The 26,982-nt window shown below is 42.5% G+C and carries 27 protein-coding genes and 1 pseudogene; 13 read left to right on the top strand and 15 right to left on the bottom strand.

Annotated features, from left to right (window positions below):
- Nucleotides 1–100 precede the first annotated feature (100 nt).
- From AB6D80_RS13295 to zipA, 4 genes and pseudogenes are all read right to left on the bottom strand, one after another.
- Nucleotides 101–1,510 (bottom strand): porin, encoded by a 1,410-nt coding sequence (locus tag AB6D80_RS13295; protein ID WP_372188714.1) that lies wholly within the window; start codon nucleotides 1,508–1,510, stop codon nucleotides 101–103.
- Nucleotides 1,491–1,647, bottom strand: a pseudogene (locus tag AB6D80_RS13290) (DNA ligase). The gene AB6D80_RS13295 and the pseudogene AB6D80_RS13290 overlap by 20 nt, the downstream one beginning before the upstream one ends.
- Before the next feature lie 387 nt (nucleotides 1,648–2,034).
- Nucleotides 2,035–4,047, bottom strand: a complete 2,013-nt coding sequence (gene ligA, locus AB6D80_RS13285; protein ID WP_372188711.1) for an NAD-dependent DNA ligase LigA — start codon at nucleotides 4,045–4,047, stop codon at nucleotides 2,035–2,037.
- 92 nt (nucleotides 4,048–4,139) lie between these two features.
- Complete coding sequence (gene zipA, locus AB6D80_RS13280; protein WP_017103254.1) at nucleotides 4,140–5,276, bottom strand: cell division protein ZipA; 1,137 nt, start codon at nucleotides 5,274–5,276, stop codon at nucleotides 4,140–4,142.
- 229 nt (nucleotides 5,277–5,505) lie between these two features.
- Between zipA and cysZ the strand changes: the two genes are divergently transcribed.
- From cysZ to crr, 5 genes are all read left to right on the top strand, one after another.
- Nucleotides 5,506–6,264, top strand: a complete 759-nt coding sequence (gene cysZ, locus AB6D80_RS13275; RefSeq protein ID WP_012604561.1) for a sulfate transporter CysZ — start codon at nucleotides 5,506–5,508, stop codon at nucleotides 6,262–6,264.
- Nucleotides 6,265–6,500: 236 nt separating this feature from the next.
- Nucleotides 6,501–7,469, top strand: coding sequence for a cysteine synthase A (gene cysK, locus AB6D80_RS13270; RefSeq protein WP_012604562.1), 969 nt, complete (start codon nucleotides 6,501–6,503; stop codon nucleotides 7,467–7,469).
- 303 nt (nucleotides 7,470–7,772) lie between these two features.
- Nucleotides 7,773–8,030, top strand: coding sequence for an HPr family phosphocarrier protein (locus AB6D80_RS13265; RefSeq protein ID WP_004734263.1), 258 nt, complete (start codon nucleotides 7,773–7,775; stop codon nucleotides 8,028–8,030).
- A 153-nt stretch (nucleotides 8,031–8,183) separates the two neighbouring features.
- Nucleotides 8,184–9,908 (top strand): phosphoenolpyruvate-protein phosphotransferase PtsI, encoded by a 1,725-nt coding sequence (gene ptsI, locus AB6D80_RS13260; RefSeq protein WP_009847363.1) that lies wholly within the window; start codon nucleotides 8,184–8,186, stop codon nucleotides 9,906–9,908.
- 106 nt (nucleotides 9,909–10,014) lie between these two features.
- On the top strand, nucleotides 10,015–10,524 hold the full coding sequence (crr, locus tag AB6D80_RS13255) for a PTS glucose transporter subunit IIA (RefSeq protein WP_009847364.1): 510 nt from the start codon (nucleotides 10,015–10,017) through the stop codon (nucleotides 10,522–10,524).
- Between the two features lie 573 nt (nucleotides 10,525–11,097).
- Here the strand turns inward: crr and AB6D80_RS13250 are convergent.
- The 4 genes from AB6D80_RS13250 to AB6D80_RS13235 all read right to left on the bottom strand — a co-directional run bounded on the left by AB6D80_RS13250 (nucleotide 11,098) and on the right by AB6D80_RS13235 (nucleotide 15,233).
- On the bottom strand, nucleotides 11,098–12,231 hold the full coding sequence (locus AB6D80_RS13250) for a flagellin (RefSeq protein ID WP_371995801.1): 1,134 nt from the start codon (nucleotides 12,229–12,231) through the stop codon (nucleotides 11,098–11,100).
- 297 nt (nucleotides 12,232–12,528) lie between these two features.
- Nucleotides 12,529–13,662, bottom strand: a complete 1,134-nt coding sequence (locus AB6D80_RS13245) for a flagellin (protein WP_372065991.1) — start codon at nucleotides 13,660–13,662, stop codon at nucleotides 12,529–12,531.
- 120 nt (nucleotides 13,663–13,782) lie between these two features.
- Complete coding sequence (locus AB6D80_RS13240; RefSeq protein WP_371708236.1) at nucleotides 13,783–14,706, bottom strand: Dyp-type peroxidase; 924 nt, start codon at nucleotides 14,704–14,706, stop codon at nucleotides 13,783–13,785.
- 65 nt (nucleotides 14,707–14,771) lie between these two features.
- On the bottom strand, nucleotides 14,772–15,233 hold the full coding sequence (locus AB6D80_RS13235; protein WP_372043957.1) for a DUF2919 domain-containing protein: 462 nt from the start codon (nucleotides 15,231–15,233) through the stop codon (nucleotides 14,772–14,774).
- A 109-nt stretch (nucleotides 15,234–15,342) separates the two neighbouring features.
- Here AB6D80_RS13235 and AB6D80_RS13230 point away from each other — a divergent pair, with 109 nt between their 5' ends.
- Together AB6D80_RS13230 and AB6D80_RS13225 are read left to right on the top strand one after the other, a co-directional pair.
- Entirely contained in the window at nucleotides 15,343–15,687 is a 345-nt protein-coding gene (locus AB6D80_RS13230) for a DUF2956 domain-containing protein (protein ID WP_135381670.1), read from the top strand.
- A 12-nt stretch (nucleotides 15,688–15,699) separates the two neighbouring features.
- Nucleotides 15,700–16,032: a DUF4156 domain-containing protein gene (locus tag AB6D80_RS13225; RefSeq protein WP_102257778.1), complete on the top strand. Its 333-nt coding sequence runs from the start codon at nucleotides 15,700–15,702 to the stop codon at nucleotides 16,030–16,032.
- Nucleotides 16,033–16,088: 56 nt separating this feature from the next.
- On the opposite strand, the gene AB6D80_RS13220 is transcribed toward AB6D80_RS13225, so the two are convergent.
- On the bottom strand, nucleotides 16,089–16,376 hold the full coding sequence (locus AB6D80_RS13220) for a helix-turn-helix domain-containing protein (protein WP_004734273.1): 288 nt from the start codon (nucleotides 16,374–16,376) through the stop codon (nucleotides 16,089–16,091).
- A gap of 205 nt (nucleotides 16,377–16,581) precedes the next feature.
- Between AB6D80_RS13220 and AB6D80_RS13215 the strand changes: the two genes are divergently transcribed.
- The 4 genes from AB6D80_RS13215 (at nucleotide 16,582) to AB6D80_RS13200 (ending at nucleotide 19,103) form a co-directional block, all read left to right on the top strand.
- Nucleotides 16,582–16,929, top strand: coding sequence for an ArsC family reductase (locus AB6D80_RS13215; protein WP_371708237.1), 348 nt, complete (start codon nucleotides 16,582–16,584; stop codon nucleotides 16,927–16,929).
- A 98-nt stretch (nucleotides 16,930–17,027) separates the two neighbouring features.
- Entirely contained in the window at nucleotides 17,028–18,164 is a 1,137-nt protein-coding gene (gene dapE, locus AB6D80_RS13210) for a succinyl-diaminopimelate desuccinylase (RefSeq protein ID WP_371708238.1), read from the top strand.
- A 46-nt stretch (nucleotides 18,165–18,210) separates the two neighbouring features.
- Nucleotides 18,211–18,885 (top strand): M15 family metallopeptidase, encoded by a 675-nt coding sequence (locus tag AB6D80_RS13205; protein ID WP_372043958.1) that lies wholly within the window; start codon nucleotides 18,211–18,213, stop codon nucleotides 18,883–18,885.
- Nucleotides 18,886–18,893: 8 nt separating this feature from the next.
- Complete coding sequence (locus AB6D80_RS13200; RefSeq protein WP_017096836.1) at nucleotides 18,894–19,103, top strand: DUF2897 family protein; 210 nt, start codon at nucleotides 18,894–18,896, stop codon at nucleotides 19,101–19,103.
- Nucleotides 19,104–19,267: 164 nt separating this feature from the next.
- Here AB6D80_RS13200 and bamC read toward each other — a convergent pair whose 3' ends face one another.
- Nucleotides 19,268–20,314 (bottom strand): outer membrane protein assembly factor BamC, encoded by a 1,047-nt coding sequence (bamC, locus tag AB6D80_RS13195; RefSeq protein ID WP_017100804.1) that lies wholly within the window; start codon nucleotides 20,312–20,314, stop codon nucleotides 19,268–19,270.
- Between the two features lie 49 nt (nucleotides 20,315–20,363).
- Nucleotides 20,364–21,242, bottom strand: coding sequence for a 4-hydroxy-tetrahydrodipicolinate synthase (gene dapA / locus AB6D80_RS13190; protein WP_009847376.1), 879 nt, complete (start codon nucleotides 21,240–21,242; stop codon nucleotides 20,364–20,366).
- A 372-nt stretch (nucleotides 21,243–21,614) separates the two neighbouring features.
- On the opposite strand from dapA, the gene AB6D80_RS13185 reads away from it, so the two are divergent.
- On the top strand, nucleotides 21,615–22,157 hold the full coding sequence (locus AB6D80_RS13185) for a glycine cleavage system protein R (protein ID WP_017079431.1): 543 nt from the start codon (nucleotides 21,615–21,617) through the stop codon (nucleotides 22,155–22,157).
- A gap of 12 nt (nucleotides 22,158–22,169) precedes the next feature.
- Entirely contained in the window at nucleotides 22,170–22,640 is a 471-nt protein-coding gene (gene bcp, locus AB6D80_RS13180; RefSeq protein ID WP_372188708.1) for a thioredoxin-dependent thiol peroxidase, read from the top strand.
- 237 nt (nucleotides 22,641–22,877) lie between these two features.
- Here bcp and AB6D80_RS13175 read toward each other — a convergent pair whose 3' ends face one another.
- The 4 genes from AB6D80_RS13175 to AB6D80_RS13160 form a co-directional block, all read right to left on the bottom strand.
- Nucleotides 22,878–23,381 carry a transposase gene (locus AB6D80_RS13175; protein ID WP_372188726.1) on the bottom strand — a complete coding sequence of 168 codons (504 nt, stop codon included), beginning with the start codon at nucleotides 23,379–23,381 and terminating at the stop codon, nucleotides 22,878–22,880.
- 678 nt (nucleotides 23,382–24,059) lie between these two features.
- Nucleotides 24,060–25,232 carry a hypothetical protein gene (locus AB6D80_RS13170; protein WP_372188705.1) on the bottom strand — a complete coding sequence of 391 codons (1,173 nt, stop codon included), beginning with the start codon at nucleotides 25,230–25,232 and terminating at the stop codon, nucleotides 24,060–24,062.
- A gap of 2 nt (nucleotides 25,233–25,234) precedes the next feature.
- Nucleotides 25,235–26,551, bottom strand: a complete 1,317-nt coding sequence (locus tag AB6D80_RS13165) for a hypothetical protein (protein ID WP_133146413.1) — start codon at nucleotides 26,549–26,551, stop codon at nucleotides 25,235–25,237.
- A gap of 16 nt (nucleotides 26,552–26,567) precedes the next feature.
- Complete coding sequence (locus AB6D80_RS13160; protein WP_372188702.1) at nucleotides 26,568–26,876, bottom strand: hypothetical protein; 309 nt, start codon at nucleotides 26,874–26,876, stop codon at nucleotides 26,568–26,570.
- Nucleotides 26,877–26,982 lie beyond the last annotated feature (106 nt).

Raw genomic sequence — 26,982 nt, 5'->3', positions numbered from 1 at the left:
TGTAGTGAAAAGCTTACCACCACTTTATTGTAAAATATTCGATGGTAAAGCAGCGTAAAAAAAGGAGCCGTTGCGGCTCCTTTATCTTTCATTCTATCTCTTAGTGGAAGCTATAAGGAATGATAACTTGGAAACGTAAATCGGTTTCATCCGCGTCTGGCGCTCCTGCGAACTCATCACGCTCTAAGATAGTACCGTGAAGACGTACAGTTGTTCCTTTTAACGAACCTTGTTGAACAGAATATGCAACTGTTGCGTTAAATGCATATTCGCTCTCGTAATCCCAATCTCCAGAAGCTCCGCTAGCAGCAGAATCAGCTCCAGTACCATAGCCAAAGCCTAAGTAGTAATTCCAGCCATTACCTTGATCAAAGGATACACGGTTGTACCAAGCTAGCTCACCAGCTTTATTCCAATCAGATAGAGCATCCCACCATTGTGACCAAGTACCATTATTCATACCATATGTGTGGATATTACGAGGTACAAAATCGGATTTATTATCAGTATCCGTGTAACGCAGTTCAGACATCCATGAAATCTTACCAAATGATTGATTCAGAGATAGCCCTGTATGGTAGCCTAAACCATCATATTTAACGTCATCATCAACACCGTAAAAATCAAACGCTAAAGTCGTAGTATCCGTCGCTGAATATTTTAGTTGAGCTTTGTACGAAGTATTATCTGTCTTATCATGGTAACTATTTACTTTACCAGCACCCCAATCAATCGAATTAGCGTAACTGACATCTGTCGCTTGACCTAGACCAACTTGGAAAAACAAATCGTTCGTAAGATTACCATTCAACCCTAGAGAGTGTAAGTACCCCCAATCCGTGTCAGACCATAGTGCAGGTGCATAGTCATCTTCATGAAGAAGCCAAGGGGCAGTAAATTGATCAGCACCAAAATAAGTTAGGTTAAAATCACCAAGTTTAGCGTTTAATTCAAAGCCTCTATATGTACCAGGAACAAAACTCCATACGTTACCAATCGTTCCGTTACCATTAGCTTGAATCATACCAAAGCGACCATCAAAATCTTCATTTACTTTGAATTTCATTGCCGCTTTGTAAATTTTGAGTTGCTCACCCGCACCTGAGCCCCAATCAAGGTTAGAACATGTAGAGATTTCATTACATAGGTAACCGTCATCTCCTTTTAAGCTATCATTGTACAAGTCACCAGAATAATATGCACCGATATCTACACCTAACCAATCGTCATGATAGCCGGAAGTAAAATCTACAATCGCATTATAAGAAGAGTAGTTTAAGCGACTCCAACGGTCACCATTCCCACCATTTGGATCACCTGTTGTTCTAGTACGAGAACGAGTATCGACAACAAACATTGCATTTAGAGCCGAGTCCTCCATAAATTCATTTACTGCTTCTACATACTGATCACCAGCTGAACTTTCTGTTGTAGCAAAAGCAGGAGCTGCAGCGACAGCCCCAAGCATCGCTGCTGTGATCGCAGATACTTTAAAAAATTTGTTTTCCATGGAATAAAACTCCTAAAAATGGATATAGCTGTTTGAATATTTCCCGCCTAAAGTTGGCCGCCGTAGAGAGAAATACCTTTTCTTGTTTGAGAACTCTTAAACACAGAACTCTCGATTTCCTTTCTGGTTATACACAATGTGCATCCATACTAATAAGACTAACTTCACCCCAAAAAAGATCAATGAGAACTTAATTCTCATCTAAAAAAATATGAGTTGGTGCAAATTTATCATGTACTTAGTGATCCAGATCTACTAATTGAAAAACTCGAAGAGGCTAATATGAAAGCCATTAAAAAACAAAAGGTTACCAACACGCTACCCTCTTGAAAATTGATATCACTCGCATTTAGTAAACAACTAGAACAACATTTCATTATTGTTGAGCGTCATCACTGTCCTAATTTCATAGTTCGTATAGGAACAATTTTCTCAACAATTAAAAAGTCATCATTTTTATATCAGAAACAAAAAAGGCACTCCCTTAAAAGGAGTGCCTTTGAGCTTTTTTTATCTGTATTTACTTACGAAATAAGGGCTATTATATCTTCTTCTGTTCTTATTTCGATACCTAAATCTTGTGCTTTGGTCAGTTTAGAACCTGCCGCTTCACCAGCGAATAAAATATCCGTTTTCTTGGAGACGCTACCGGTTACTTTTGCACCTAAAGCTTGCAAAGCAGCTTTCGCTTCACTGCGACCTAATTTAGAAAGTGAGCCCGTCAACACAACGACCTTGCCTTCTAACGGTAGCTCTTGATCATCCGCAACGGCTTCAATTGCAGGCCAGTTAACTCCAAGCTCGATGAGTTGGTCGACTACAGCTCTATTTTTCTCTTGTGAGAAGAAGCTCGTGAGGTGACTTGCTACGATGTCACCAATATCGGACACTTCAACCAACTGTTCATGAGTTGCTGCTTGAACTAACTCCAACGTCTTAAAGTGCTGAGCTAAGTTCATAGCCGTCGCTTCACCCACTTCGCGAATCCCTAGAGAATAAAGGAAACGCGCCAATGTCGTGTCTTTGGCTTTGTTAAGCGCACTCACTACATTCTGTGCCGATTTAGGCCCCATACGATCAAGAACCGTAATCACGCCCGCGCTCAACTTAAACAGGTCCGCTGGCGTTTCGACCATTTCGCGATCCACAAGCTGTTCTATCACCTTTACGCCAAGGCCATCGACATCCAGCGCCTTTCTAGACACAAAGTGCTTAAGTGCCTCTTTACGCTGCGCCTGACACACTAAACCGCCAGTACAACGCGCTACAGCTTCGCCCTCTACGCGCTCCACTGCAGAATTACATACAGGGCAGGCGTCCGGGAACACAATGTCTTTAGCCGTCTCAGGACGACGATCTTGTACAACAGCTACAATTTGTGGAATGACGTCACCAGCACGGCGGATAATCACGCTATCTCCGACCTTCACACCCAAGCGAGCAATCTCATCAGCGTTGTGCAGGGTTGCATTACTCACTGTCACGCCGCCAACAAAAATAGGTTCAAGCTTAGCAACCGGCGTAATAGCGCCAGTACGACCGACCTGAAACTCAACATCATTGAGCAGAGTAATTTCTTCTTGAGCTGGGAACTTATAAGCAATCGCCCAGCGAGGTGCGCGTGCAACAAAACCTAGAGTTTCTTGTGCGGCAATGTCATCAACCTTAATCACCACCCCATCAATTTCATAAGCCAAGGTGTCACGACGAGTCATGATATCTTGGTAATAGGCTTTTACATCCTCAAGAGAACTTAGCTGCTTTGTCTCTGGGCACATAGGCAAGCCCCAAGCTTTCAGCTGCAGAAAACGTTGATAATGGCTATTTGAAAGCTCAGCGCCTTGTACAACACCGACACTATATGCGTAGAAAGCCAAGGGGCGTTTTGCTGTAATACGAGAATCAAGCTGACGTAAGCTACCTGCGGCGGCATTACGTGGATTCACAAAGACCTTTTCACCCTTCTTCAATGCCATCTCATTCAATTTGTCGAAGCCCGCTTTTGGCATAAACACTTCGCCACGGACTTCAATACGTTCTGGCCAGCCTTCACCTTGTAACTTAAGCGGAATCGAGCTGATCGTACGCACGTTTTCGGTAATATTTTCGCCAGTCGCACCATCACCACGCGTCGCTGCCTGTACTAAGGTGCCTTTTACATAGAGTAGGCTCACCGCTAAACCATCAAGCTTAGGTTCACAACAGAAGGTCTTTAGGTTCGCAGTTGGCGCTCGATCAGACATGCGCTTATTGAACGCATCTAAGTCGTCATCAGAGAAAGCATTATCTAAAGAAAGCATCGGGATCTCATGGGTCACTTGAGTGAAGCCGTCTAGAGGCTGACCGCCGACACGCTGACTCGGCGAATCTACCGTCACAAGTTCTGGGTTCTCTTCTTCGATCTTTAGCAGTTGTTGCATCAATCGATCGTACTCGACATCAGGGATCTCAGGGCTATCTTCTACGTAATAACGAACGGCATGATAGTGCAGAGTTTCTCTTAACTGCTCTAAGGTAACTTGAATCGATTCTTTCATATCATTCTCTGTCGTGATTGAAATATCAAAAAGGGCTCCCTTAGGAGCCCTTTTCTATAAATATAGATTATTTACAAGGCTAAACAATACGGCTAGGCGTTAGCTGCCGTCATAAAGTCTCGGATTTGCTTGCGGTAGTCAGACAAACGGTTTGGCGTCATTAAGTTACGTGACTCATCCAATACGTTTCCGCCCATATCGTCGGCAATTTTCTGTGCAGCACTCAGCATCACATTGAAGTTTTGGTCAGCTTGACCATAACAAGGCAGCGTCATAAAGAACGAAATACCTTTGGTGGTAAAGTCAGCAGGGTCGTCATGTTCTAGTGTTCCTGGCTGCATCATATTTGCTACGCTGAAAATAACTTTTGGTTCATCGCTCGCTTGTGCAAAGCAGTGGTAGATCGACATTTCACCATAAGCTAGGCCGTTGTTCTCCATGCTACGGAAAAGTTCAGTACCCACAAATGGGATCTCCCCGGCACAGTGAACATTTAGAACAATGACTTCAAGGCCAAGATCTTCATCTGAATGAGTTTTTTCATCTAACTTACTTTCGTCAGCTAAATTAACTTCGTCACCCAACTGAGCTTCTTCTGCTAAGTTAGCATCTTTATCTAACTTAGTTTCTTCAACCGAAGTAACACTTTGTGCAGCAACCACTTCTTTCCCAATAAATGGTTCGCTTGGCGTTAAGCCTTCGCTAGAAAGCAGTGGATCAGCGACCACATCAGAGGCTTCTTCAAACGAACCGTACTGCTCTTTAAAGCCTGCGTGATTTTGTTTTTGCTCGTCAGTCAATTCAAAGTTAGGAACTTCAGGTTCAACAACCTTCTCTTCCTCAACCTGTTCAAGCTCACCTTTAACTTCGATCGGGTCTTCAACACTGAAAGAAGGAAGATCATTCAATTCTATTTCGTCTTCGTGAGCATCTTTTTGCTGTGGCGCTGACAATGGATCTGAGTCAATCAGCGGATCAGTTGCAGACGGTGAGACAGCAAAATCCGGTTCTTTACGCTCTTTTCGGATTATCTCAAAATCATCCTCAGGAGCGAATGAACGGTTTGGGATCGTTTCAGCTTCATCTAAGCTGTCGTTATCAAGCTTACCAAGCGGCTTATCTCCAAACTTTGCTTTCCCTTCTTTCTTACTCGTCCATAGACCATGGAACAATAATGCGGCGATAGCTAATGCGCCAACAATAATGAGTACAAATCGCAATTCCTGCATTTTTCGCTCTCAGCTTTCTTAGTCAACTAGCTATAAACACGCTGTCACTAAGTTAGGTTAATTTGGCTAATCTCACTACTCTATCAAAAGTAGCCACTGTTTTAGAACCACTTAATACAATTAGTTCATTACTTGGTGTGATTTTCACCACGCTTTTTTTCTTAATTTCGGTCGAGTACACTAGAGATGTTTGCTATTTAACCAAATTCACATGTGACCCAATTTAAATATGACTATTGAATCTGTTCCTCGCTCTGGCTTTGGCTATTTTATTTTCGGAATAAAAATTGCCTTATCGCCGAGTATCCGTAAGTTTGTACTGCTTCCTCTTATCGCTAACGTGTTACTCGTGGGCGGTGCTTTATTTTATATTTTCTCCAACTTAAACACTTGGATTGAAGGCTGGATTGGTGCATTGCCAAGTTTCTTGTCGTGGTTGTCATATATCCTATGGCCGCTACTTGTGTTAACCGTTTTGGCTACGTTTTCGTATTTCTTCAGTACACTCGCTAACTTTATTGCCGCACCTTTCAACGGATTACTCGCGGAAAAAGTCGAAGAACTGCTGAGTGGTAAAAAAGTCAATGATGATGGTTTACTGGATGTACTTAAAGACACCCCTCGTATTTTGGCAAGAGAATGGCGCAAGCTTGTCTATATCCTGCCAAAAGCGATCGGTTTGTTCCTACTTTTGTTAATTCCAGCGCTAGGACAAACTGTTGCACCGTTTTTATGGTTCATTTTCACTGCATGGATGTTAGCTATTCAGTACGCTGACTACCCATTCGACAACCATAAAATCAAGTTTGATGACATGAGAAATAATTTGAAACAAAAGCAAGGTAAGAGCTACAGCTTCGGCGCACTTGTTTCCGTGTTTACTACCATTCCAGTTTTAAACCTGATTGTGATGCCAGTTGCCGTCTGCGGCGCTACTGCAATGTGGGTTGCAGAGTTTAAAGACCAAGCTCTACGCTCTCGTCTATAGCTATCGCCTATAGTTCTACAGCCTGCTCTAACAACGCCTATCTTTTTGAAGTTCTGATTTCAATAAAGATAGGCGTGAATCCTGCGACATCTCTATATGATATAACTTTTTAATCCTTTTACCTTTTTTTCAACTTGTTTAATCTAAATTCAAGCTAAACAAACATCGAAAGACACTAGACGGTAAATTGGTAGATATACTACGTTTAGTTCTGTCATTAAATGAAGGAATATCGCATGAGCAAGATCTACGAAGACAACACCCTAACGATTGGTAACACACCTCTAGTCCGCCTAAACAAAGTAAGCAAAGGTAACGTCCTAGCTAAGATCGAAGCTCGTAACCCAAGCTTCAGCGTTAAGTGTCGTATCGGTTCAAACATGATCTGGGAAGCAGAAAAAGCAGGTACGCTTAAGCCAGGTATCGAGCTTGTTGAGCCTACCAGTGGTAATACAGGTGTTGCTCTTGCATTTGTTGCTGCAGCGCGCGGTTACAAGCTAACACTAACAATGCCTGAATCAATGAGCCTAGAACGTCGTAAGCTGCTTAAAGCTCTTGGCGCAAACCTAGTGCTAACTGAAGCACCAAAAGGTATGAACGGCGCGATTGCTAAAGCTGAAGAGATTGTTGCTTCAGACCCAGACAAGTATCTACTACTGCAACAATTCAACAACCCAGCGAACCCACAAATTCACGAGCAGACAACTGGCCCGGAAATTTGGGAAGCAACAGATGGTGAGATCGACGTGTTTGTAGCCGGTGTAGGTACAGGTGGCACTATCACTGGAACAAGTCGTTACATTAAAGGTGAAAAAGGCAAAGCCATCACTTCTGTAGCCGTTGAACCAGCAGAATCTCCAGTGATTGCGCAGGCACTTGCAGGTGAAGAAATCAAACCAGCACCACACAAAATCCAAGGTATTGGCGCAGGTTTCATTCCTGGCAACCTAGATTTAGACATTATTGACCGTGTAGAGTCAGTAACTTCTGAAGAAGCAATTGAGATGGCTCAACGCCTAATGAAAGAAGAAGGTATCCTAGCGGGCATCTCATCTGGTGCAGCAGTAGTAGCAGCAAACAGAATTTCGGAACTACCTGAATTTGCAGGAAAAACTATCGTTACTGTACTACCAAGCTCGGGCGAGCGTTACCTTAGTACGGCCCTATTTGCTGGTATCTTTACGGAAAAAGAGAACCAACAATAATATGTGGTCAAATCAATTTTTCGTCCAAAAAAGCCCCATTTAGGGGCTTTTTTGTTGATCCCTGCCTCACCTTTGGTAATATCGGGTCTGTTTTATTTTTCGCTTCAAAATAAAAGAAGCAATAAACAAATTCTGAAAGTCATGAGTACTCAACAAAAGACGACCATGGCTGGATAAAAATTTATAACCAGTCTAAGTTCTAACACGAACATGGCGTACTAGCCTCTAGCGCATTTGAGCTAAAGCAGTTAAGCTAAATCTGGTTACAAACTTACAAAAAATAAATTAATTGGGGTATATAAAATGTACGAGAAGCAAGTAGAAATCACAGCAGAAAACGGTCTTCACACTCGTCCAGCTGCACAGTTTGTTAAAGAAGCAAAATCTTTCGACGCTGACATCACAGTGACTTCTAACGGCAAAAGCGCTAGCGCGAAAAGCCTGTTCAAACTACAAACTTTAGGCCTGGTAAAAGGTACTAACGTTACTATTTCAGCTGAAGGCCCTCAAGCTCAGCAAGCTGTAGACCACCTAGTTGCTCTTATGGATCAACTACACTAATACGGTCTCCTTCTTTCAAAGCCATTTTGCACAGCAAAGTGGCTTTGTTCGAAATAGATAGCAATTCGAAATAGATAGCAATAAGCGCGACATTAGTCGACGACTTAAAGTCACACATTCTCCCGTTTACAGTTGAACAACTAAGGTAAGGCTATGATTTCAGGCATCCTAGCATCTCCTGGTATTGCTTTCGGTAAAGCACTACTACTTCAAGAAGATGAAATTGTCCTAAACACTCAATCTATCTCAGACGATCAAGTTGAAGCAGAAGTTCAGCGTTTTTTTGACGCTCGTAACAAATCTTCTCAACAACTTGAAGTTGTAAAGCAAAAAGCACTTGAAACTTTTGGCGAAGAAAAAGAAGCAATCTTTGAAGGCCACATCATGCTGCTTGAAGATGAAGAGCTAGAAGAAGAGATTTTAGCACTCATCAAGAAAGACAAAATGCACGCAGACAACGCGATCTACACAGTGATCGAAGAGCAAGCTGTTGCACTTGAGTCGCTTGATGATGAGTACCTAAAAGAACGTGCGACTGATATCCGTGATATCGGTACTCGCTTCGTTAAAAATGCACTAGGCATCAACATTGTATCTCTAGCAGATATCAATGAAGAAGTTATCCTAGTTGCTTACGATTTAACGCCATCTGAAACGGCACAAATCAACCTAGACTACGTTCTTGGTTTTGCTTGTGACATCGGCGGTCGTACATCTCATACTTCAATCATGGCACGTTCACTTGAGCTTCCAGCTATCGTTGGTACTAACGATATCACTAAGCAAGTTAAAAACGGCGACATGCTTGTGCTAGACGCGATGAACAACAAGATCATCATCAACCCTTCTGACGCTGAATTAGCAGAAGCTAAGAAAATCAAATCTGATTTCGAAGCAGAAGCAGTTGAACTAGCAAAACTAAAAGATTTACATGCTGAAACTCTAGACGGTCACCGTGTAGAAGTTTGTGGCAACATCGGTACAGTAAAAGACTGTGACGGTATTCTGCGTAACGGCGGTGAAGGCGTTGGTCTGTACCGTACTGAATTCCTATTCATGGACCGTACTGCACTTCCTACTGAAGAAGAGCAATACGTTGCTTACAAAGAAGTAGCGGAAGCAATGGAAGGCGAGTCAGTGATTATCCGTACTATGGATATCGGTGGCGATAAAGACCTACCATACATGGACCTTCCACAAGAGATGAACCCTTTCCTAGGCTGGCGTGCAGTACGTATCAGCTTGGATCGTCGTGAAATTCTACGTGACCAACTACGTGGTATCCTACGTGCATCTGCACACGGTAAACTACGCATCATGTTCCCAATGATCATTTCTGTTGAAGAGATCCGTGAACTGAAAAAAGCAATCGAAGAGTACAAAGTTGAACTTCGCGCTGAAGGCCTAGCTTTCGATGAAGAAATCGAAATCGGCGTAATGGTTGAGACTCCAGCAGCTGCTGCAATCGCACACCATCTAGCGAAAGAAGTATCTTTCTTCTCTATCGGTACTAACGACCTAACGCAATATACACTTGCGGTAGACCGTGGTAACGAAATGATTTCTCACCTATACAACCCACTATCTCCAGCGGTTCTTCTTGTTATCAAGCAAGTAATCGATGCTTCTCACAAAGAAGGTAAATGGACAGGTATGTGTGGCGAACTAGCAGGTGATGAGCGTGCAACTCTACTTCTTCTTGGTATGGGTCTAGATGAGTTCTCTATGAGCGGTATCTCTATCCCTAAAGTTAAGAAAGTAATCCGTAACTCTAACTTCGCTGAAGTTAAAGCTATGGCTGACGAAGCACTATCTCTACCTACAGCTGCAGAAATTGAAGCTTGTGTAGAAAAGTTCATCGCTGAGAAAACTCAGTAATCACCAAGAGCTTAATGAAGTTAGACGGCTAAAAATAGTCGTCTAATTTGTTAGATTGGTATAGTATATTCTACAGAATAAAACTAAACGTTAGGAGCATGACACAATGGGTCTGTTTGACAAACTGAAAAAGCTTGTATCTGATGACAGCGCTGATGCTGGTGCAATCGAAATCATCGCACCTCTTTCTGGTGAAATCGTAAACATCGAAGACGTGCCAGATGTAGTTTTCGCTGAAAAAATCGTTGGTGATGGCATTGCTATCAAACCAGCTGGCGATAAAATGGTAGCTCCAGTTAACGGTACTATCGGTAAAATCTTCGAAACTAACCACGCATTCTCTATCGAGTCTGACGACGGTATTGAGCTTTTCGTTCACTTCGGTATCGATACTGTTGAACTTAAAGGCGAAGGCTTCACTCGTGTAGCTGAAGAAGGTCAATCTGTTAAAGCTGGTGACACAATCATCACTTTCGACCTTGCACTTCTAGAAGAGAAAGCAAAATCTACGCTTACTCCAGTTGTTATCTCTAACATGGACGAAATCAAGGAGCTGAACAAGCTTTCTGGCTCTGTAACTGTTGGCGAAACTCCAGTTCTTAAAGTAACTAAGTAATCCCGATTACTTATCTGCTTTAATTAAAACGCTACCTAAGGGTGGCGTTTTTTGTGTCTGCTATATTTGTTCAATACCTCAGATAGGCATTACTGACTATCACACCGAAACCCTTCTCCTAGTTCCCTCAATCAATGACAACTACACTGACCGTTTATCCCCTGCTATCCGACCTAGCTTTTTACTAAACGTTGTTAAGCGCTATTCAAGGCATTTCGCCTATACATCAAATTACACTTGTGAATTTTAACAAACAGAGATCTCTGATATCTCGTTCTACTCGATTCTGAGATGACGACTAAAGACTTCGATTCAGGTAAACAATTGATCAATACCGCCTATAGTCGTCATTCCCTACAGTGAGGAACGAGCGTGATAGGGAATCTCTCTTTTGCGTCTGCTTACCAGCACTGCACTTTTCCAAATATACCTTCGCTAAATAACAGGCAATAAAAAACCCAGCCGAAGCTGGGTCTGTTTAGCGCTCATCTCTCACCACGAGCTAATTTGTGGAAGCCTAACGTTGACGCTTGTGATCAACAACGCCTAAAGTCAACGTGGCCTTTCAACCGATTAACCTAGTAGGCTAAGTGCTGAGTTTGGAGCTTGCTTCGCTTGCGCAAGAATTGAACTTGAAGCCTGTGAAAGAATCTGAGACTTAGTCATATTAGTCGTTTCTTTAGCGAAATCGGTATCTTTGATACGGCTCTTAGATGCATTAACGTTTTCGTTGATGTTGTCTAAGTTGTTAATTGCGTGGTCGAAACGGTTTTGGAAAGCACCAAGCTCAGAACGGTGGCTATCTACATATTTAAGTGCCGCATCGATAACAGCTACAGATTCTTGAGCACCACCAACAGAGGTTACGTCGATAGTATCAACCGTTACTTGCTTACCTGGCTGCATGCCTAACTCACCAGATAGACCACCAGAGAATGAGATAGCGCCATCAACTTTGTTGTTGCCAGCGAAGACTTGCATTTTTCCGTCTTCATCTACTGAAGCTTTTACTAGGTCTTGTTGACCATTAATGTAAGTTGCTAGCTCTTCGATATCATCACCTGCTTTTGCAGAAATGTTGATTTCTTGAAGGTCACCAAAACTATCTTTCAGAGACATTTTTAGGTCATTTGCGCCCGCTTTTACATTCCAATCTTTACCTTTAGCTTCTAAAGATTGGTAGCTGCTTCCGCCCATCTGGTCGTTATCAGAGCGCATGTCTTTCAGTTGAAGCATTACTGCCTCACCATTGTCTGCACCAATTTGGAATGACTTAGTACCGTGAGTACCGTTAAGCAGCTTGTTGCCACCAAAAGATGTGGTTTCAGCGATACGATTTAGTTCATCATTAAGCGCCGTTACTTCTTCTTGGATTGCTACACGGTCAGATTTGGTATTTGAACCGTTTGTTGATTGCAAAGACAAATCACGCATACGTTGTAGAATGTTTGATGTTTCATTCATCGCACCTTCTGCTGTTTGAGCGATAGAGATACCATCGTTCGCGTTACGTACAGCAACATCAAGACCGCGGCTCTGAACGTTCAAGCGGTTCGAGATTTGTAGGCCAGCAGCGTCATCTTTTGCGCTGTTGATTTTAGAACCTGAAGATAGGCGTTCCATTGATGTTTGTTGAGCGCTGTTTGCACTGTTTAGGTAACGTTGTGCTGTCATTGCTGATACGTTGGTATTTACATTCACTGCCATGGTGATTTCTCCAATTGATTTTCCGGTATAGCGGCTTCCGACGTCTCGGAAAACCAAGTAGTTATCTCTAAGTTACTTTTAATAACGGCGTGAATGCTGAAACCTTTAGAAAAAAAGCAACAAAATTAAAGAAATAGCGAGAAAGGATAAGAAAGCGTGACTGGTAGTGAAATTATCAAAAAAAGATGAGAAAAAGGCTAAAGTTGTCGAAAAGTCAGCCGGGGGAAATATTGTGTTTTAATTAACCAAAGGACTTTAGTTAACCGATAATACCTTTATAAGAATTAACCTAATTTATTAGCCTAGCAGCGTTAAAGCTAAGTTCGGCGCTTGCTTAGCTTGAGCTAAAATAGTGGTACTGACTTGCTGCAGTATTTGTTGTTTGAGCATTTGAGTGGTTTCTTTGGCGTAGTCTGTATCTTTGATTCGACTGTTTGATGCCCCCAAGTTCTCATGAACATTTTCAAGGTTAATAATCGCATGGTCAAAGCGGTTTTGCATCGCCCCGAGTTCAGAACGGTGACTATCAACATACTTCATCGCTGTATCCAAAATAGACACGGCGCGCTGTGCTCCACCAACATCAGTGACATTAATATCATCGACTGACTCGTAATAACCCGCCGACATCGAAAGCTCACTGGCTAACGAGCCTGAGAAAGAGATCGTGCCTGCCGTGTCTTCGCCTGACATATAGATCTGAAGCTGCCCATCATCATTGACGGAAGCCGAAACCAGATCCGTTTGACCATTGATATAAGTCGCTAGCTCTTCAATGTCATCGCCCGCTTTGGCATTAATGTTGATCTCTTGAGGCTGGCCAAAACGATCGGTAAACGCCATCGTCATATCTGTCTGGTTAGATTTAACTTCCCACGAGTCACTTGCCATGCCATTGGCAACATAGCTAAAGCCGCCCATGTTGATATCATCGGTGCGCATGTTTTTCAAACCTATCTGCACCGCCTCACCAGAGCTGCCACCGATTTGAAATGACGAGCTACCAAAGCTGCCGTTAAGGAGCTTTTTCCCACCAAATGAAGTGGTTTCCGCAATTCGGTTTAGCTCATCATTTAAGGCGGTTACTTCTTCTTGAATAGCCGTCCTTTCCGATTGGCTATTCGAACCATTAGTCGCTTGCAGTGACAGGTCTCGCATGCGTTGCATGATATTTGTGGTTTCATTCATCGCCCCTTCTGCTGTCTGCATAATGGAGATACCGTCGTTAGCATTTCGAACCGCAACATCGATGCCGCTCATCTGTGCTTCTAATCGATTAGAGATTTGTAAGCCAGCAGCATCGTCTTTTGCACTATTAATACGACTCCCTGAAGCCAAGCGCTCCAAAGATTGGTTCAGCATGTTATTGGCATTAGATAGATTCCTCTGAGCCACTAATGCTGAAACATTCGTATTAACAGTTATAGCCATAGACCTTCACTTACAAAAAGATGAATAAAACTTACGATTGCTCTTGTATCGACCTATTTATATAAAACTTTAAAAAAAAGGAGCCATGAGGCTCCCTTTGTTTATTCTATTTGAGTGCACTTACTTAATCGTTAGTGCACTCAACATCTCAGCTGAAGGAGCAAAGTAGTAAGCGCCAGTAACGGCTTTAGTAAAGCGAAGCAGTTGGTCTGTTTTGCCATCTGTTTCGCCGTACATACTCTCTAGCATCGCATCGAAATTATGACGAACATTACAGTAAGCGATGAACAGTAAACCGTGATCGCCTGTTGCTGTGCCGTAAGGTAGGCTATGACGAACAATTTTAAGGCCCTTGCCTTCTTCTTTGATATCCACACGACCAACGTGAGACGCCGCTGGAACATCGTCTAGCTCGATCGAATCTGGCTTGGTACGGCCAACCACTTTCTCTTGTGCCGATACGTTTAATCTATTCCAAGCTGGCAGGTTATGCACAAAACGCTGCACCATTACGTAGCTACCACCTGCGAATTCACCTTCAGGCACAATCGCCACTTCAGCACGCTGCGCGTCTTTCGGGTTTTCAGTGCCATCAACGAAATCAGTCATGTCACGTGAGTCTAGGAAACGGTAACCGTAAGTTTCATCTACTACTTCAACGTCTGCCGCTACTTCAGATAGCAATTTACGTAGGATGAAGAAGTGTAGGTCATGTCGGTTTGAATGACAGTGAATCAGAACATCAGACAGTGTGCTCGGTGCTGTGATATCACCTTCACCAAGCGTAGGAAAATCAATTAGATCAGAGGGAGCAGCTTGCTCGAACTTATCCCAAAAAGCTTTTGAGAACGCTACCGACGCCGTTAGGTTCGCATCAGGTTGAGTTTGGTTTAGCTCGTCGATTAGAGTCGGAAGCTTTTGAATTTCTGCTAGTACATTAGCAGTATTAGCGTTCACTTTAAGTTGAACGTAAAGAGCGAAAGGCCCAGCTTCAGGCAAAATAGCACTTTGAACGTTAGGCTGCTCATTTGAAACATTAAGCATAGATTATTCCTTCCAGTTTTAGCTTCTAAGTATAATTGTGAATGGTACAAATGTTTTGATGAGAATCAGTCTTCGTGCTCAACCACTTTAAAGCAATCCCTAGCGGCATGGCTATTGGTTAAATAAAGCGCTAACCAGAGGAGCAATAATAGGGTGATAGCATTTGACCAACGGAACCATCCGTTATCCAAATAGATTAGATAAATTGTGTGGGAGCCCTGTGCCAAGATAGCTATCATGGTAACCCAACGCCCCCATGACACGACTTTGTTAAGGCGCTTTCTATCTGGAGATCTTAGTCCAAACAACCACATCAATAACAAACTAGGGACACTCAACGCAATCCCGACATAAAACATCTGGTGGTCTGGATAGATGGTCTCAAGAATATCCGTTCCCGCCTCTCGGCTTGCGCCCGCAACAATGAAAACGACCAAAGCTTTCGCAAGAAACAGCCAACCTAACCATAATAAGATTGGGGCTTTCAAAAAGCCGTGTTTATCGTATTGTTCTATGGAGTACCGCACAACTCTCACTTTCACTTGTTTTCAAACCAACACTTTAACGCAAATCATTCATACTTAACTAGGTTTGCGTTATCTTATTGGTTAATCCGTTTTAATTGTCGAACTCAGTATGAAAAAGAAAACTAATACACCGTCTGTTGAATCTCAACAAGAAGCACTGAAGATAGCCAAAGCGACGCAAAAGCCAGCTCAAACCAAAGAACAAACAAAATTAATTGCTCAAGGTATCGAAAAAGGCATCGCACTTTACAAGAAACAGCAAAAAGAACGCAGCCGCCAAGCCGATAAAGCAAGAAAACGCGTACAGAAAGAGAAGCAAACTCAACAAACTAATCTAGACGAAGAGAGCAATGTAGACACAATTGTTGAAACAACATCAAATCACGCCAGCAAATTGCCGTGGTTACTATTGATCGCAAGCTGGGTAGGTTTCGCGATTTATTTGATGAAATAGCAGGATAAATGTATGAAAAAGGAATTAGTCGCTTTAGCTATGACAGGCATATTAGTCGGGTGCACGACACCGACAACAGTCCCACATAGCAAATCTGACCAAGTACAAATGGATTACCACGGACTGATTGATATCAACGAGTGCGAATATAAAGGGGAAGTCACCGGCAGCGAAGGCCACTGGTATAGTTATCTGTTTTACCCGAACGACACTCTGATTCAAGGCGCAATGAATGAGCTAAAGTCCAATGCTATTGGATTAGGTGCGGACACCGTAATTTTCACACTTCCCCAAGATTTTGCGACTTCCGTAACCATGTTGGGCACCGCTTATCGGTGTCGCTAATTCGACTTATCGCTAATCGGTAAGGAATAGAAAGAAGAAAGCCAGCTTTCGCTGGCTTATGCACTAAATCCAAGGCTTGTTGCTATATCGCCTTTACGCTGGATAACCCATTGACTGTCAAATGGCCCCCAGTCGGATAATTGGTAATAGCCATCATTATGACGTCGCCCATCTTGAACAAACATAAGTTCAATACCGATCCCCGGTAACGCCTTGAGTACATCTTGAATAGTACGACGAGGCCACCCCGTTTTTTCGATGAGTTTAGGCACATTTGGCCTATCAAGGCTTTCCACTAACAATGCTAAATATAGCCGCCTTGCAAAAACAGGACTCAACTCCATTGACACCTCCTATATATGTGCAACTCAATTATTTCTTTTTTTGCTGACAACATGTTGAGGCTGATCAATAAGTCTCCAATAGTGACATTTTCTTACTGTTTTTTTTCACTCTATGAAATATTCCTCACTCTATTTTGTCTGAATTGCCGCTTCCTGATAGGATTCAACTCATAACAACGAAATAAAATCACCCAAAGGAAGAATAATGACTATCACTATGTTTGGCATTCCGAATTGCGACACCATCAAAAAAGCAAAAAAATGGCTAGAAGCTGAAGGTATCGAGTTCGAATTTCACGATTATCGCAAACAAGGCATCACTGAAGAATTAGTAACAAGCTTCTGTTCAGAGCTTGGTTGGGAGCTTGTGCTAAACAAACGTGGTACGACTTACCGCCAACTTTCTCAAGAGCAAAAAGACACGCTAACGGAAGAAAAAGCAGTGGCTCTGCTTGTTGAACAACCGGCAATGATTAAGCGTCCAATATTGAAAGTAGAGGATAAGCTTCACATCGGATTTAAAGCCGACCAATACGCGGCTATTTTTGCTTAGAGCGTATTGTTTACATAGACAGACAACGGACGTTGATCATTGAATCTGCGCCCTAAAAATTAATGACTAGACGTTTAATTTAAACAAGGAACTCAAGGATGACAGACAGCCCAACTTTGGCTCTGGCAAAAGACCTAATCAGCCGTCAATCGGTAACACCAGAAGATGCAGGCTGCCAAGACCTGATGATTGAACGCTTAAAAGCGCTAGGTTTCGAAATCGAAGTGATGGTATTTGAAGATACGACAAACTTTTGGGCTCGCCGTGGTACAGAAGCGCCTCTATTTGCCTTTGCTGGCCACACTGATGTTGTACCTGCTGGCCCAATTGAGCAGTGGAACACTAAACCATTCGAACCGACTATCGTAGATGGCTTCCTGCACGGTCGCGGCGCGGCAGATATGAAAGGTTCTCTAGCTTCAATGATCGTTGCTGTAGAACAATTCATCGCTAAACACCCTGATCACACAGGCTCAATCGGTTTCCTTATCACGTCAGATGAAGAAGGCCCGTTCATCAACGGGACAGTGCGCGTTGTCGAAGCATTGATGGCTCGTGGCGAGAACATCGACATGTGTATTGTGGGTGAACCATCAAGTACTGAGTACGTCGGTGATGTCGTGAAAAACGGCCGTCGTGGCTCTATCACTGGCGACCTAACGATTAAAGGCACACAAGGTCATGTTGCCTACCCTCACCTAGCGAACAACCCAGTACACAGTTCTCTGCTTGCAATCAACGAGTTGGCAACGACTGAGTGGGATAAAGGTAATGACTACTTCCCACCAACCAGTTTCCAAATCCCTAATGTAAGCGCAGGTACGGGTGCTTCAAACGTGATTCCTGGCGAGTTTAATGTTCAGTTTAACCTGCGTTTTAGCACAGAGTTAAGCAACGACATCATCGTTGAAAGAATCACAAATACACTCGACAAGTACGATTTCGAATACGATTTAAAATGGACATTCAATGGCGACCCGTTCTTAACCGACGCAGGCTCGTTGCTTGATGCTATTGTCGATGCAGTAGGTCACGTGAATGATGTTAAGCCGGCACTGCTTACCACAGGTGGTACATCAGACGGACGCTTTATTGCGCGCATGAAAGGACAAGTGGTAGAACTAGGCCCTGTTAATGCAACCATTCACAAGGTTAACGAGTGCGTGAAAGTGGCTGATTTAGAGAAACTAACTAACATGTACGAAAGAACATTAGTGAACCTGTTCGCTAAGTAGTTTTTTCATCAGCGATTCATAGCATCTAATTATTGAGAGACACGTTATGACACCAGAGCAGCTAACCGGACAATCAGATTCTCATCTAGAACCTAGCCTCATTGGCAGTAAAACCTTCTTGGTTCACAGTGAGGTCAAAGATGACTTAAACGATTTGATTGAAGCTGCTCAACTCGCGGGCTTCAAAATGGAGATTGCCAGTGGCTTTCGCGACTATGAAAGGCAATCTCTGATTTGGAACCGCAAGTTTTCTGGTGAAGCACCGATATTAGACTCAGAAAGCCAACCACTTGATGCTTCAACACTCAGTGAACATCAAAAGTTGTCGGCGATTCTTAGGTGGTCTGCGCTTCCCGGAGCGAGTCGTCACCATTGGGGTTGTGACTTTGATGTCTTTGCTCGTAATCACTTACCTGAGGGGACTCAGCTACAACTGGAACCATGGGAATACCTCACTGGCCACCAGCAAGTGTTTTACCAATGGCTGTCTGCCAACGCATCTCAGTTTGGATTCTTCTTTCCTTACAGCCAAGACCTTGGTGGTGTGGCGATAGAACCTTGGCATATAAGCCACCGTAAAATTTCACAGTTGTGTTTATCACAGTTATCTCCCACTTTACTTGGCAAGCAACTCCAATCTAAGCCAATATTAGGGTATGAAATTATTGCGGAGCAGCTAGACGAGATCTATGCGCGCTTCGTGGCGAATATCAGTCATTAGGAGCGCTTATGTTAGAGTGGCTTACAAACCCTTGGGTCATCATCATCATCGTGGTTAGCGTTGTGGTGGGTAATATTGCTGCGCTCAAACAGACCGCTAATATGGATCTGACAGGTCGTAACAAAACAGAAAAAGACTTAGACAAGCTCAATCAATTGGATAAACAGAACCAAGAGAAAGCTCAAAAAGATGAGTCGACTGACAGCAAAAACATTTAGCTTAACGCCCTTAATGCGCTAGCCCCAACAAGTCAGGTGCGTGTGACTCCTTGTTAGCGAAATGACAACATAAATTGACAACACGCACATAAAACACTGACTAACAAACATAAAAAAGAGGACATTGTATGTCCTCTTTTTTTTCTTCTAAATTTGCTCAGTGCTTATTCAGATTTTGCTTCTTTCTTGTCTTTGGTTTGGTCTGCAACGTGTGCTAATACCGGTACCATTGACTTAAGTAGCTCTTCTTCTACAGGCTTACCTGTTGCATCCGTTACGTTAATCGATGTACGGTTGCCAAGATCACCAAACAAGAAGGTGTAAGTACCTGGCGCTAAGTCAATAGGCTGTAGGCCAATCTCTTCCCAGAATTCATCATCTGGCGCGGCATACTTAGCTTTCACTGTACCTTGAGACTGGTTACGCTCTTCAAGTTCGAAGCCCATCGTCGGTAGCAAGGTAGGTAGACGTTGCCACAATACATTGTATGGTGTGCGAGCAATGATCACAGGGAAACCACTGCGGTCCGACCCCATTGAAATAGGAATACGTTTCACCAACTCTTGTGCTTTCAGTGCCGCTTCAGCACGAAGGTTGGCATCGTATTTAGCCATCACTAGATTCGTTAAGAACGCGTTGTAACGCTCTTTATTGGTTGCCGATACTGGTTTCTCTTCAGAACCTTCACGCCAATCAATCAGATTAATCTTGAAGCCATGGCGATTGTTCGCTTGGAAACGAGAGATAGAGTAGCGGCTACCAATCTCGACTTCTTCATCTTCAGAAACCCACCTAACCCAATCAGTCTCAATGTCATTTTCTGACTGTTCACGAATGCCGATATTACGCTGGGTCAGCATATCTACAGCCGTTTGCCATACTCGGTCAGCCTCTTCAGCACGAAGGAGCCATAACGTCACTTCACCATTTTGACGCTCAGTACGAGCACCTGGGATCAGTTCAAGAACCTGTTGAGGAGGACGAATATCCACTTGACGACCGGTACCACCACTGAATTCACCGCTTGGGATATCAAAGTTTGGGTAAAACTGAGGCTGAGCATCTTCAGGCAATTGCCATTGTGAAAACTCAGGTGTTTCTAAGTATTCAAAATCATCTTTGGCTTGGCGACGTTGAGTCGGGCTGCCAGAACATGCTGTAAGAACGAAAACAGCCAGTGAACCGATCACTAGCTGGTGAGAATACTTCATTTATACTCCTAAATGCCGAAGGTTCGCTTCGGCATTGCTTTATACGTTTTTAGTAAATGCACGCTTCAGTCATTGCTTGAGCAACAACAGGTTGAGCTGGTTTTGACAGTTCAGTCAGTGGTAGACGTAAGCCACCTTCAGCAATCAGACCCATTTTGTGAACCGCCCATTTTACGGGAATAGGGTTAGACTCAACGAACAAATTCTTATGTAGAGGCATCAAACGCTCATTGATCGCTTCAGCTTCCTCAAACTTGCCTTCCTTCGCTAGCTTGAACATAGTCGCCATATCAGCAGCTGCAACATTGTTCGTTACAGAGATCACGCCATCGCCACCACGCTTAACAAATTCAAGACCTGTTAAGTCATCACCACTTAGTAAGATAAAGTCTTCGCCACAAAGTTCACGGTGAATTGCAATTCTTTCAAGATCACCCGTCGCATCTTTAAGTGCAACGATGTTTTCGATCTCGGCAAGACGAGCAACCGTTTCTGGCAACAAGTCTACCGCAGTGCGACCAGGTACATTGTAAAGGATCTGTGGAACGTCACTGACTTCAGCAATTGCTTTGTAATGTTGGTACAAACCTTCTTGAGTCGGTTTGTTGTAGTACGGTGTTACACTCAGGCAACCAGCAATACCAGAACCATTGAGCAAACGGCTGAAAAGTACAGATTCGTGAGTTGCGTTTGCACCCGTACCAGCAATAACAGGAATACGGCCATCAGCAAATTCAACGACCTTATTGACGACTTTGACATGCTCTTCAATAGTGAGTGTTGAAGACTCACCAGTTGTGCCAACCGCAACCAGACCATCACTACCTGCTGCAACATGGTGATCAACTAACTTTTTAAGGCTGTCGAAATCCACTTCACCATCTGTATTAAATGGTGTAACTAGCGCAACGATACTTCCTGAAAACATGTCTATCTCCCTTAATTTATTCTTTTTGCATGTTACTGTAAGCCAATCAATAAACACAAGACATTAAAGTGGCTTACCAGCAACATCTGCAGTAAATATTGTCGTATGTTTGAGGTAAAACGACTTATAACCGCGTTCGACCTAGAATTTGGGTAACCTACACTCAATCTAGCGAATAGCTCAGCACTCGATGTCAGTAACAAGTAAGTAATGCTCTCACACCACTCTTTGAATTTTGAACACTCTAAATATTCCTATTACTTGTTACATATTTGAAGCAAAGTGCCTCATAAAAGCCCCAAGCACACACTTATTCCTCTAGCTAACTGTGCTAACATGCATGAATCAATGGAATATAAGAGACGTGATTTTATGACTCAACATCTAGTAATCACAGCTGTGGGCACAGATCGCCCAGGTGTATGCAACCAAGTGGTTCATTTAGTCACCCAATCAGGCTGTAACATTATTGATAGCCGTATCGCTCTATTTGGCGAAGAATTTACGCTTATCATGCTGCTGTCTGGAAAGGCAAACAACATCACCCGCGTTGAAACCACCCTGCCCTTGCTTGGACAAGAGCACGACTTGATTACGATTATGAAGCGAACCTCAACTCATGATGTTATTGAGAACTCTTACACAGTAGAGGTGTTCGTTGAGTCAGACGATAAAATCGGCCTTACCGAGCAGTTTACCCAGTTCTTCGCAGACCGAAACATCGGCCTCGATTCGTTAAGTGCGCGAACCATCAATAAATCTAAAGTTCAGCTCGATAACGACCAATTCCATATCTCTATTACCGCTTCTGTGCAATCAGAATGTAATTTGATGCAGCTACAAGAAGAATTTGACGCGCTGTGTCAGAGCCTATCCGTACAAGGCTCGCTCAACTTTATCAAAAACAGTTTTTAAAAAGGAAATATCATGAATACGCTAACGGCTGGTGTTCCAGCACCTGCTTTTTCTCTTCCTGATCAAGATGGCAATATCGTATCTCTTGGTGACTTCAAAGGTAAAAAAGTCCTGTTCTATTTTTACCCAAAAGCAATGACTCCAGGTTGTATTGTGCAAGCTGAAGGCCTGCGTGATATCAAAGCACAGCTTGATGACCTAAATGTGGTTGTTCTAGGTGTGAGTGTTGATCCAGTAAAACGCCTACCAAATTTCGTCGAGAAGAAATCTCTAAACTTCACACTGCTATCTGATGAAGACCACAGCGTTGCTGAACAGTTTGGCGTTTGGGGAGAGAAGAAATTCATGGGCAAAGTGTACGACGGTCTGCACCGTATTAGCTTCCTAATTGATGAAGAAGGTCAGATTGAACACGTCTTCAACAAGTTCAAGACTAAGACTCACCACGAAGTGGTTCTAGACCACTTCAATCCAGAAGCTTAATGTCGATTAGAGTGAGTGAATTACTTAGATTCGCCACCCGTTCTACCTTAAGTAAAGCTTGCTCATTGCTCGGTATATCTCGTCAATGTGACAATCAGGGGAAAAGGGCGTGACAGAATTCGTCGTGCTGAGCTCGTTCCTGTAAAAGAGGCAATAGTTGCGTATTTCGGTGATTGCGATCAGCTGTTTCGGTTTATTCCGCTCAGCAGATCCTGCCGTTTTTCTCTCTTCTTATTTTTACTCGAAGTGATCGGATTGCGCCAGTTTTCTCCTTGACTCACCTCTCAGTTCTAGTCGATGACTTTGTGTACTAGCCGATCCATTAGCATGTACTTCTGATTCACAATACCAAAGCTCTTTGAGTTGTGCTCCGAGTATATAAGTGGTCATTAAGTCCTTATTGATATGCAATATTTCAGTAAGATAGCTATCTTGTCGTGCATTTAAGTTACGTCTGTTTTTCAGCAGTATCCAGCGTGAGAGCTTCACCCATGGGCTCATTTTTTTATCTTGCTTGAGTTTGTTAGCTTGGTCGACTCTGGCTCTATCCATCACCTCACGGCCGAACTTCGTTACAACATGGAATAAGTCGTAAACGATTTTTGCGTTCGGGCAGTGCGCTTGAACTTCAAGATCAAAAGCCGTATTCATGTCCATTGTGACCGCTTCGATATTTATCCCATACTCGCCTAGTTGCTCGAAGAACGGTCGTATGTCCTTGCGGCTACGGCATAATCCTATCCAAATGACTTGGTGAGTCTTAGCGTCAGCGATGACCGTGGCATATCGATGTCCTTTAAAAATGACGAGTTGCCTTAGCTTCCCCCATTTAACTGACGGTACAACTTGTAGAAGTCGGCGTTTATCTATCTCTTTATTGGTGTGCCAATGAACGCTCGTTAACTGGGAGATATACTTAGTGGAAAGAAGAGGTAGTAGTTGTTCTATATAGCTTTTTAGGCGCTTCTTTATACGAGTATAAGGCTCTAACCAAGATAGAGATTCTGTTTTTATGCCGCAGTCATGACACTTAATTCTTCGTATTTGAACGGAAAGTTCAACAGGAATACCGAGCTACATAGCCTCTTTCACATGACGTCATTGATACTCATGGATAGCTTCGGCCTCAAGACCGTAAAGGCATTTAGCCTCAGAGTTAGGTTTGAGAGTAAGGGTAATAAGTGATGCTGTCTGGTGAAACTTTACTATTTGAAAGCCTTCCCAGAATGAAGATAGGAAAGTATGATTCGGCATTGAAACTGTAGTTTTTGTATGATTTTTTTTGGCGACTAAACCATATCACTTACTACCGTTTTTGAGTTCCCGCTAATCCGCGATGAACCTAAAAAAGCCAGCAACTTGCGTTACTGGCTTGCAAAAGATTGTCAATCTATTTCAGGGGAAGACACTATAACCAGTTTAAAAAGTTAGTGTACTGTCTGCATCGAAAATAACATTATATTGAAACTTATCACCAGTCTCAGTAGTGGTGGTATCATCTTCAGAGCCAATAATACCTTTCAGCTTTCCATCAAAAGAACCAGTTAAAGCAAGCACATCATCTTTCTGGAATGAAAATGTTTCAATAGGAGCCGTAAACGCAAGCTTGGCACTGATCTTACATTGGTTATTTTTACAACTAAAAGTACCTTTCAAAGGATAAAGGTCGTCTTTAATTGCAAAAAAACTGCTTGTTAACGTTCCACTACTTTGCCCTTGTTTCTTAGATAAACGTAACGATAGTGCTATATTTCGTCCATCTAAATCCATAACACCTTTGTACGAACGAACATCTGACCTGATTGCATTTGATTTGGGTGGTAACTGTTGCTGAAAAGAAACTAAGTTTGCACCTGCAAGATTAAAGTAGTTTTTCCAAAACACTTCAAGCGAGCGACCATCGGTCCCTTTAGTGGTTGTACCAACACCATAAGCATAAATACTTGCGTTAGAGTAGCTAACTGGAAACCTCTCAGCAGTGGCAACTGCTGCAGGAATAGGCTTTTTGTTAGATGAATACGTTGTTGAATTCTCTAACATATCAGAATATATGATCACTCTTGATAAACCATTAACAAGCTCGGTACGTGATGCGTCATAGTATAATGCTTCGACAATAGACTTTTTTGGCAGCGATTGAGAGTCAAAATTAGGCTTAGTTGCATGTTCAGAAGATTCCATCACCTTAGAAAATGCGCCAAAGATTCGACCTTTAAACAGCTTTTGGTCATCAGCTAAGACTTTTTTTGGGTCAGCATCCAAAAAGCCCTTATTTTCGAGAAGCTTCTTATAAGTCGCATCACTAATCTTTGGGTAACAACTTGAAAATAACTCTTCGACACGGCTAGCATCGTTAATTTGAACAATTGATAGCTTTTCCGATGGTAAATAGTCAAGTTTGTTAATGATATCTCTAAACCAATCTCTATCATTTTTACCAATAGAATTTTGATCTAAATAGACAATCGTTTGACGTTGAGACTTTTCGTAATTACAGTACTTATTAAGATCTGCTGTTTTGATTAGTGCCGCTTGAGATGTGCCTGCAAAACTCAACATTAGTAATGATGCCAATAGGTTAATCTTTTTCACAATTATGCTCCGATGATTGCTTGAAGTTTATCTAAGTCAATTTTGATATCTCTTTTACGGTAAGTATCAATAGATTCTTCGTGGTAGCCGATCTTGAGGTCAGTCAATCCACTTGATTTAGCCATAGTCGTTAGAATATTTTGATAGTGATTCAGGTCATCATTGATGACCATTGCTGAATCTCTCAGAATATTCGACTTTCTCACAACAACTTTTTCCGCTAGCTGTTCAAGTTTCTGTGAAGTTCTTCTCTCTGACTCTGTTGAGTTGACAAGTTCTTCTAAGCTTTTCTCATGCTCAGCTTTATGACGAGTGATTTCTTGTTGTAGTTTATCATCTAAGACATTGAATTCCTTACGAGCTTTAACTAAGTTTTTGTATGCTTCTTGATAACCAGGTATCGCATCATGTAGAAAATAAGAAATTGCAATTCCACCAAACCAAACTAGCACGTTCATTAAAAGGAAAGGTATAAGTAGTTCGAATGGCGACTGTTGTGGACCAAACTCATCAGCCAATAAGCCCCCGCCTTGCGCTGCCAATTCATCTGCAATTACCTGCTGCCTTACAATGGAGATTGCAGCTAAAGCGATTAACGCTAAAGAAACCGAAAAAATTAAAACAAGAATTTGGTGTTGTTTCTTTCGCTGTTCAACACTAGGTCCTACAAGCTCTAAACGTTGTTTTAGATATTTACCTTGAAAGTGACCAGCAAGTGCAAACATAACCGCAATAAGTAATGTAGAACCTACAGCTAACGTTGGAACTGCATATTTTGCATTAAAAGTACTGTAGTTTATAAAAAACTCAACAGAAGAAAAAAGAACCATAACAAAGAAGTAGAGCAAATGATTGGCTTTAATTGGTGCTTTACCTCCCTGCGCTTTGTTCATCTTTTCATAAACTTGTTCCGCTTTCGTATAGTTATCTTTTTTTAATGTGTAATCATTTTTTCGTGAAAAACTTTCTTTAGTAATTGCTACTTGTTTTTCAAATTCTTCTTCAAGTTTTGACACTTCAGAATTGTGCTTACTTTCATCGTTATCTTCTAATCGATGGCGTATATTTGTGATTGTGTCATCACAACGAGAAACCCACTTAGATAGAGTTTGGGCTGGGCCATTGATAACAGACTCACGCATACCAGAGGTAAATTCATGATGATCAGTAAATAGAGCTTTATCTGATCCCATTGATTGTATCTCTTTACGCGCAGCTTTCTCGATCAACGCTTTATTGTCAGCACTTCGATGTGCTTCTAATGGACGTTCCGCTAGAAGCGCAGCCACTTGATTTTCAAGAGCTTCCATTGTACTCATTGTTGTTTACCTTGCCTTAGAGTTGTTTTGATAAAAGATTTCTTTTTGTGTCTTTAGGATCAACGTCATAGCTGCTTGACAACTTTATCGTTCTTCTTTCTACAGCTAATTCAGTATTTCTAACAATCGTTGGAATCGCAGGTTTTGGTCTGATAGTAGTATTGACTGTTGTTGGTCTTGTATGAGCGTTGACACCCACACCTCTAGACGTACCGTTGATTATCGCATCAAGTTGTATCCCAACCGTAGAAGCATTTCTCGTTTGGCTACTTTCAGAATTGAGGCGAATCTTAGTTCCTAAATTGCCCCTCTCAGAGCTCTCCATTTGAAAACCCCTACTAACTTTTATTGCCTGTAAATTTCGTGATTGGCATGTTGATCCGCACCAGAAGTTTTGGACACTGAGTTAAGTGAGTACAATCACTAACGAG

Origin of the sequence: Vibrio sp. 10N.247.310.17 (assembly GCF_041466605.1) — a bacterium.
Taxonomy (GTDB): Bacteria; Pseudomonadota; Gammaproteobacteria; order Enterobacterales; family Vibrionaceae; genus Vibrio; species Vibrio tasmaniensis_A.
Note: the sequence above shows the minus strand (reverse complement) of the source record. Positions and strands in the feature narration are given on the sequence as shown.

Excerpts from the sequence above, each read along its gene's own strand:
- dapA (WP_009847376.1), bottom strand. The coding sequence starts at position 21,242 with ATGTTTTCAGGAAGTATCGTTGCGCTAGTTACACCATTTAATACAGAT.
- AB6D80_RS13160 (WP_372188702.1), bottom strand. The coding sequence starts at position 26,876 with ATGGAGAGCTCTGAGAGGGGCAATTTAGGAACTAAGATTCGCCTCAAT.
- AB6D80_RS13295 (WP_372188714.1), bottom strand. The coding sequence starts at position 1,510 with ATGGAAAACAAATTTTTTAAAGTATCTGCGATCACAGCAGCGATGCTT.
- AB6D80_RS13240 (WP_371708236.1), bottom strand. The coding sequence starts at position 14,706 with ATGCTTAATGTTTCAAATGAGCAGCCTAACGTTCAAAGTGCTATTTTG.
- AB6D80_RS13165 (WP_133146413.1), bottom strand. The coding sequence starts at position 26,551 with ATGAGTACAATGGAAGCTCTTGAAAATCAAGTGGCTGCGCTTCTAGCG.
- crr (WP_009847364.1), top strand. The coding sequence starts at position 10,015 with ATGGGTCTGTTTGACAAACTGAAAAAGCTTGTATCTGATGACAGCGCT.
- AB6D80_RS13265 (WP_004734263.1), top strand. The coding sequence starts at position 7,773 with ATGTACGAGAAGCAAGTAGAAATCACAGCAGAAAACGGTCTTCACACT.
- zipA (WP_017103254.1), bottom strand. The coding sequence starts at position 5,276 with ATGCAGGAATTGCGATTTGTACTCATTATTGTTGGCGCATTAGCTATC.
- AB6D80_RS13220 (WP_004734273.1), bottom strand. The coding sequence starts at position 16,376 with ATGGAGTTGAGTCCTGTTTTTGCAAGGCGGCTATATTTAGCATTGTTA.
- cysZ (WP_012604561.1), top strand. The coding sequence starts at position 5,506 with ATGACTATTGAATCTGTTCCTCGCTCTGGCTTTGGCTATTTTATTTTC.
- ptsI (WP_009847363.1), top strand. The coding sequence starts at position 8,184 with ATGATTTCAGGCATCCTAGCATCTCCTGGTATTGCTTTCGGTAAAGCA.
- ligA (WP_372188711.1), bottom strand. The coding sequence starts at position 4,047 with ATGAAAGAATCGATTCAAGTTACCTTAGAGCAGTTAAGAGAAACTCTG.
- bcp (WP_372188708.1), top strand. The coding sequence starts at position 22,170 with ATGAATACGCTAACGGCTGGTGTTCCAGCACCTGCTTTTTCTCTTCCT.
- AB6D80_RS13200 (WP_017096836.1), top strand. The coding sequence starts at position 18,894 with ATGTTAGAGTGGCTTACAAACCCTTGGGTCATCATCATCATCGTGGTT.
- dapE (WP_371708238.1), top strand. The coding sequence starts at position 17,028 with ATGACAGACAGCCCAACTTTGGCTCTGGCAAAAGACCTAATCAGCCGT.
- AB6D80_RS13225 (WP_102257778.1), top strand. The coding sequence starts at position 15,700 with ATGAAAAAGGAATTAGTCGCTTTAGCTATGACAGGCATATTAGTCGGG.
- AB6D80_RS13185 (WP_017079431.1), top strand. The coding sequence starts at position 21,615 with ATGACTCAACATCTAGTAATCACAGCTGTGGGCACAGATCGCCCAGGT.
- AB6D80_RS13245 (WP_372065991.1), bottom strand. The coding sequence starts at position 13,662 with ATGGCTATAACTGTTAATACGAATGTTTCAGCATTAGTGGCTCAGAGG.
- cysK (WP_012604562.1), top strand. The coding sequence starts at position 6,501 with ATGAGCAAGATCTACGAAGACAACACCCTAACGATTGGTAACACACCT.
- AB6D80_RS13205 (WP_372043958.1), top strand. The coding sequence starts at position 18,211 with ATGACACCAGAGCAGCTAACCGGACAATCAGATTCTCATCTAGAACCT.
- bamC (WP_017100804.1), bottom strand. The coding sequence starts at position 20,314 with ATGAAGTATTCTCACCAGCTAGTGATCGGTTCACTGGCTGTTTTCGTT.
- AB6D80_RS13215 (WP_371708237.1), top strand. The coding sequence starts at position 16,582 with ATGACTATCACTATGTTTGGCATTCCGAATTGCGACACCATCAAAAAA.
- AB6D80_RS13230 (WP_135381670.1), top strand. The coding sequence starts at position 15,343 with ATGAAAAAGAAAACTAATACACCGTCTGTTGAATCTCAACAAGAAGCA.
- AB6D80_RS13250 (WP_371995801.1), bottom strand. The coding sequence starts at position 12,231 with ATGGCAGTGAATGTAAATACCAACGTATCAGCAATGACAGCACAACGT.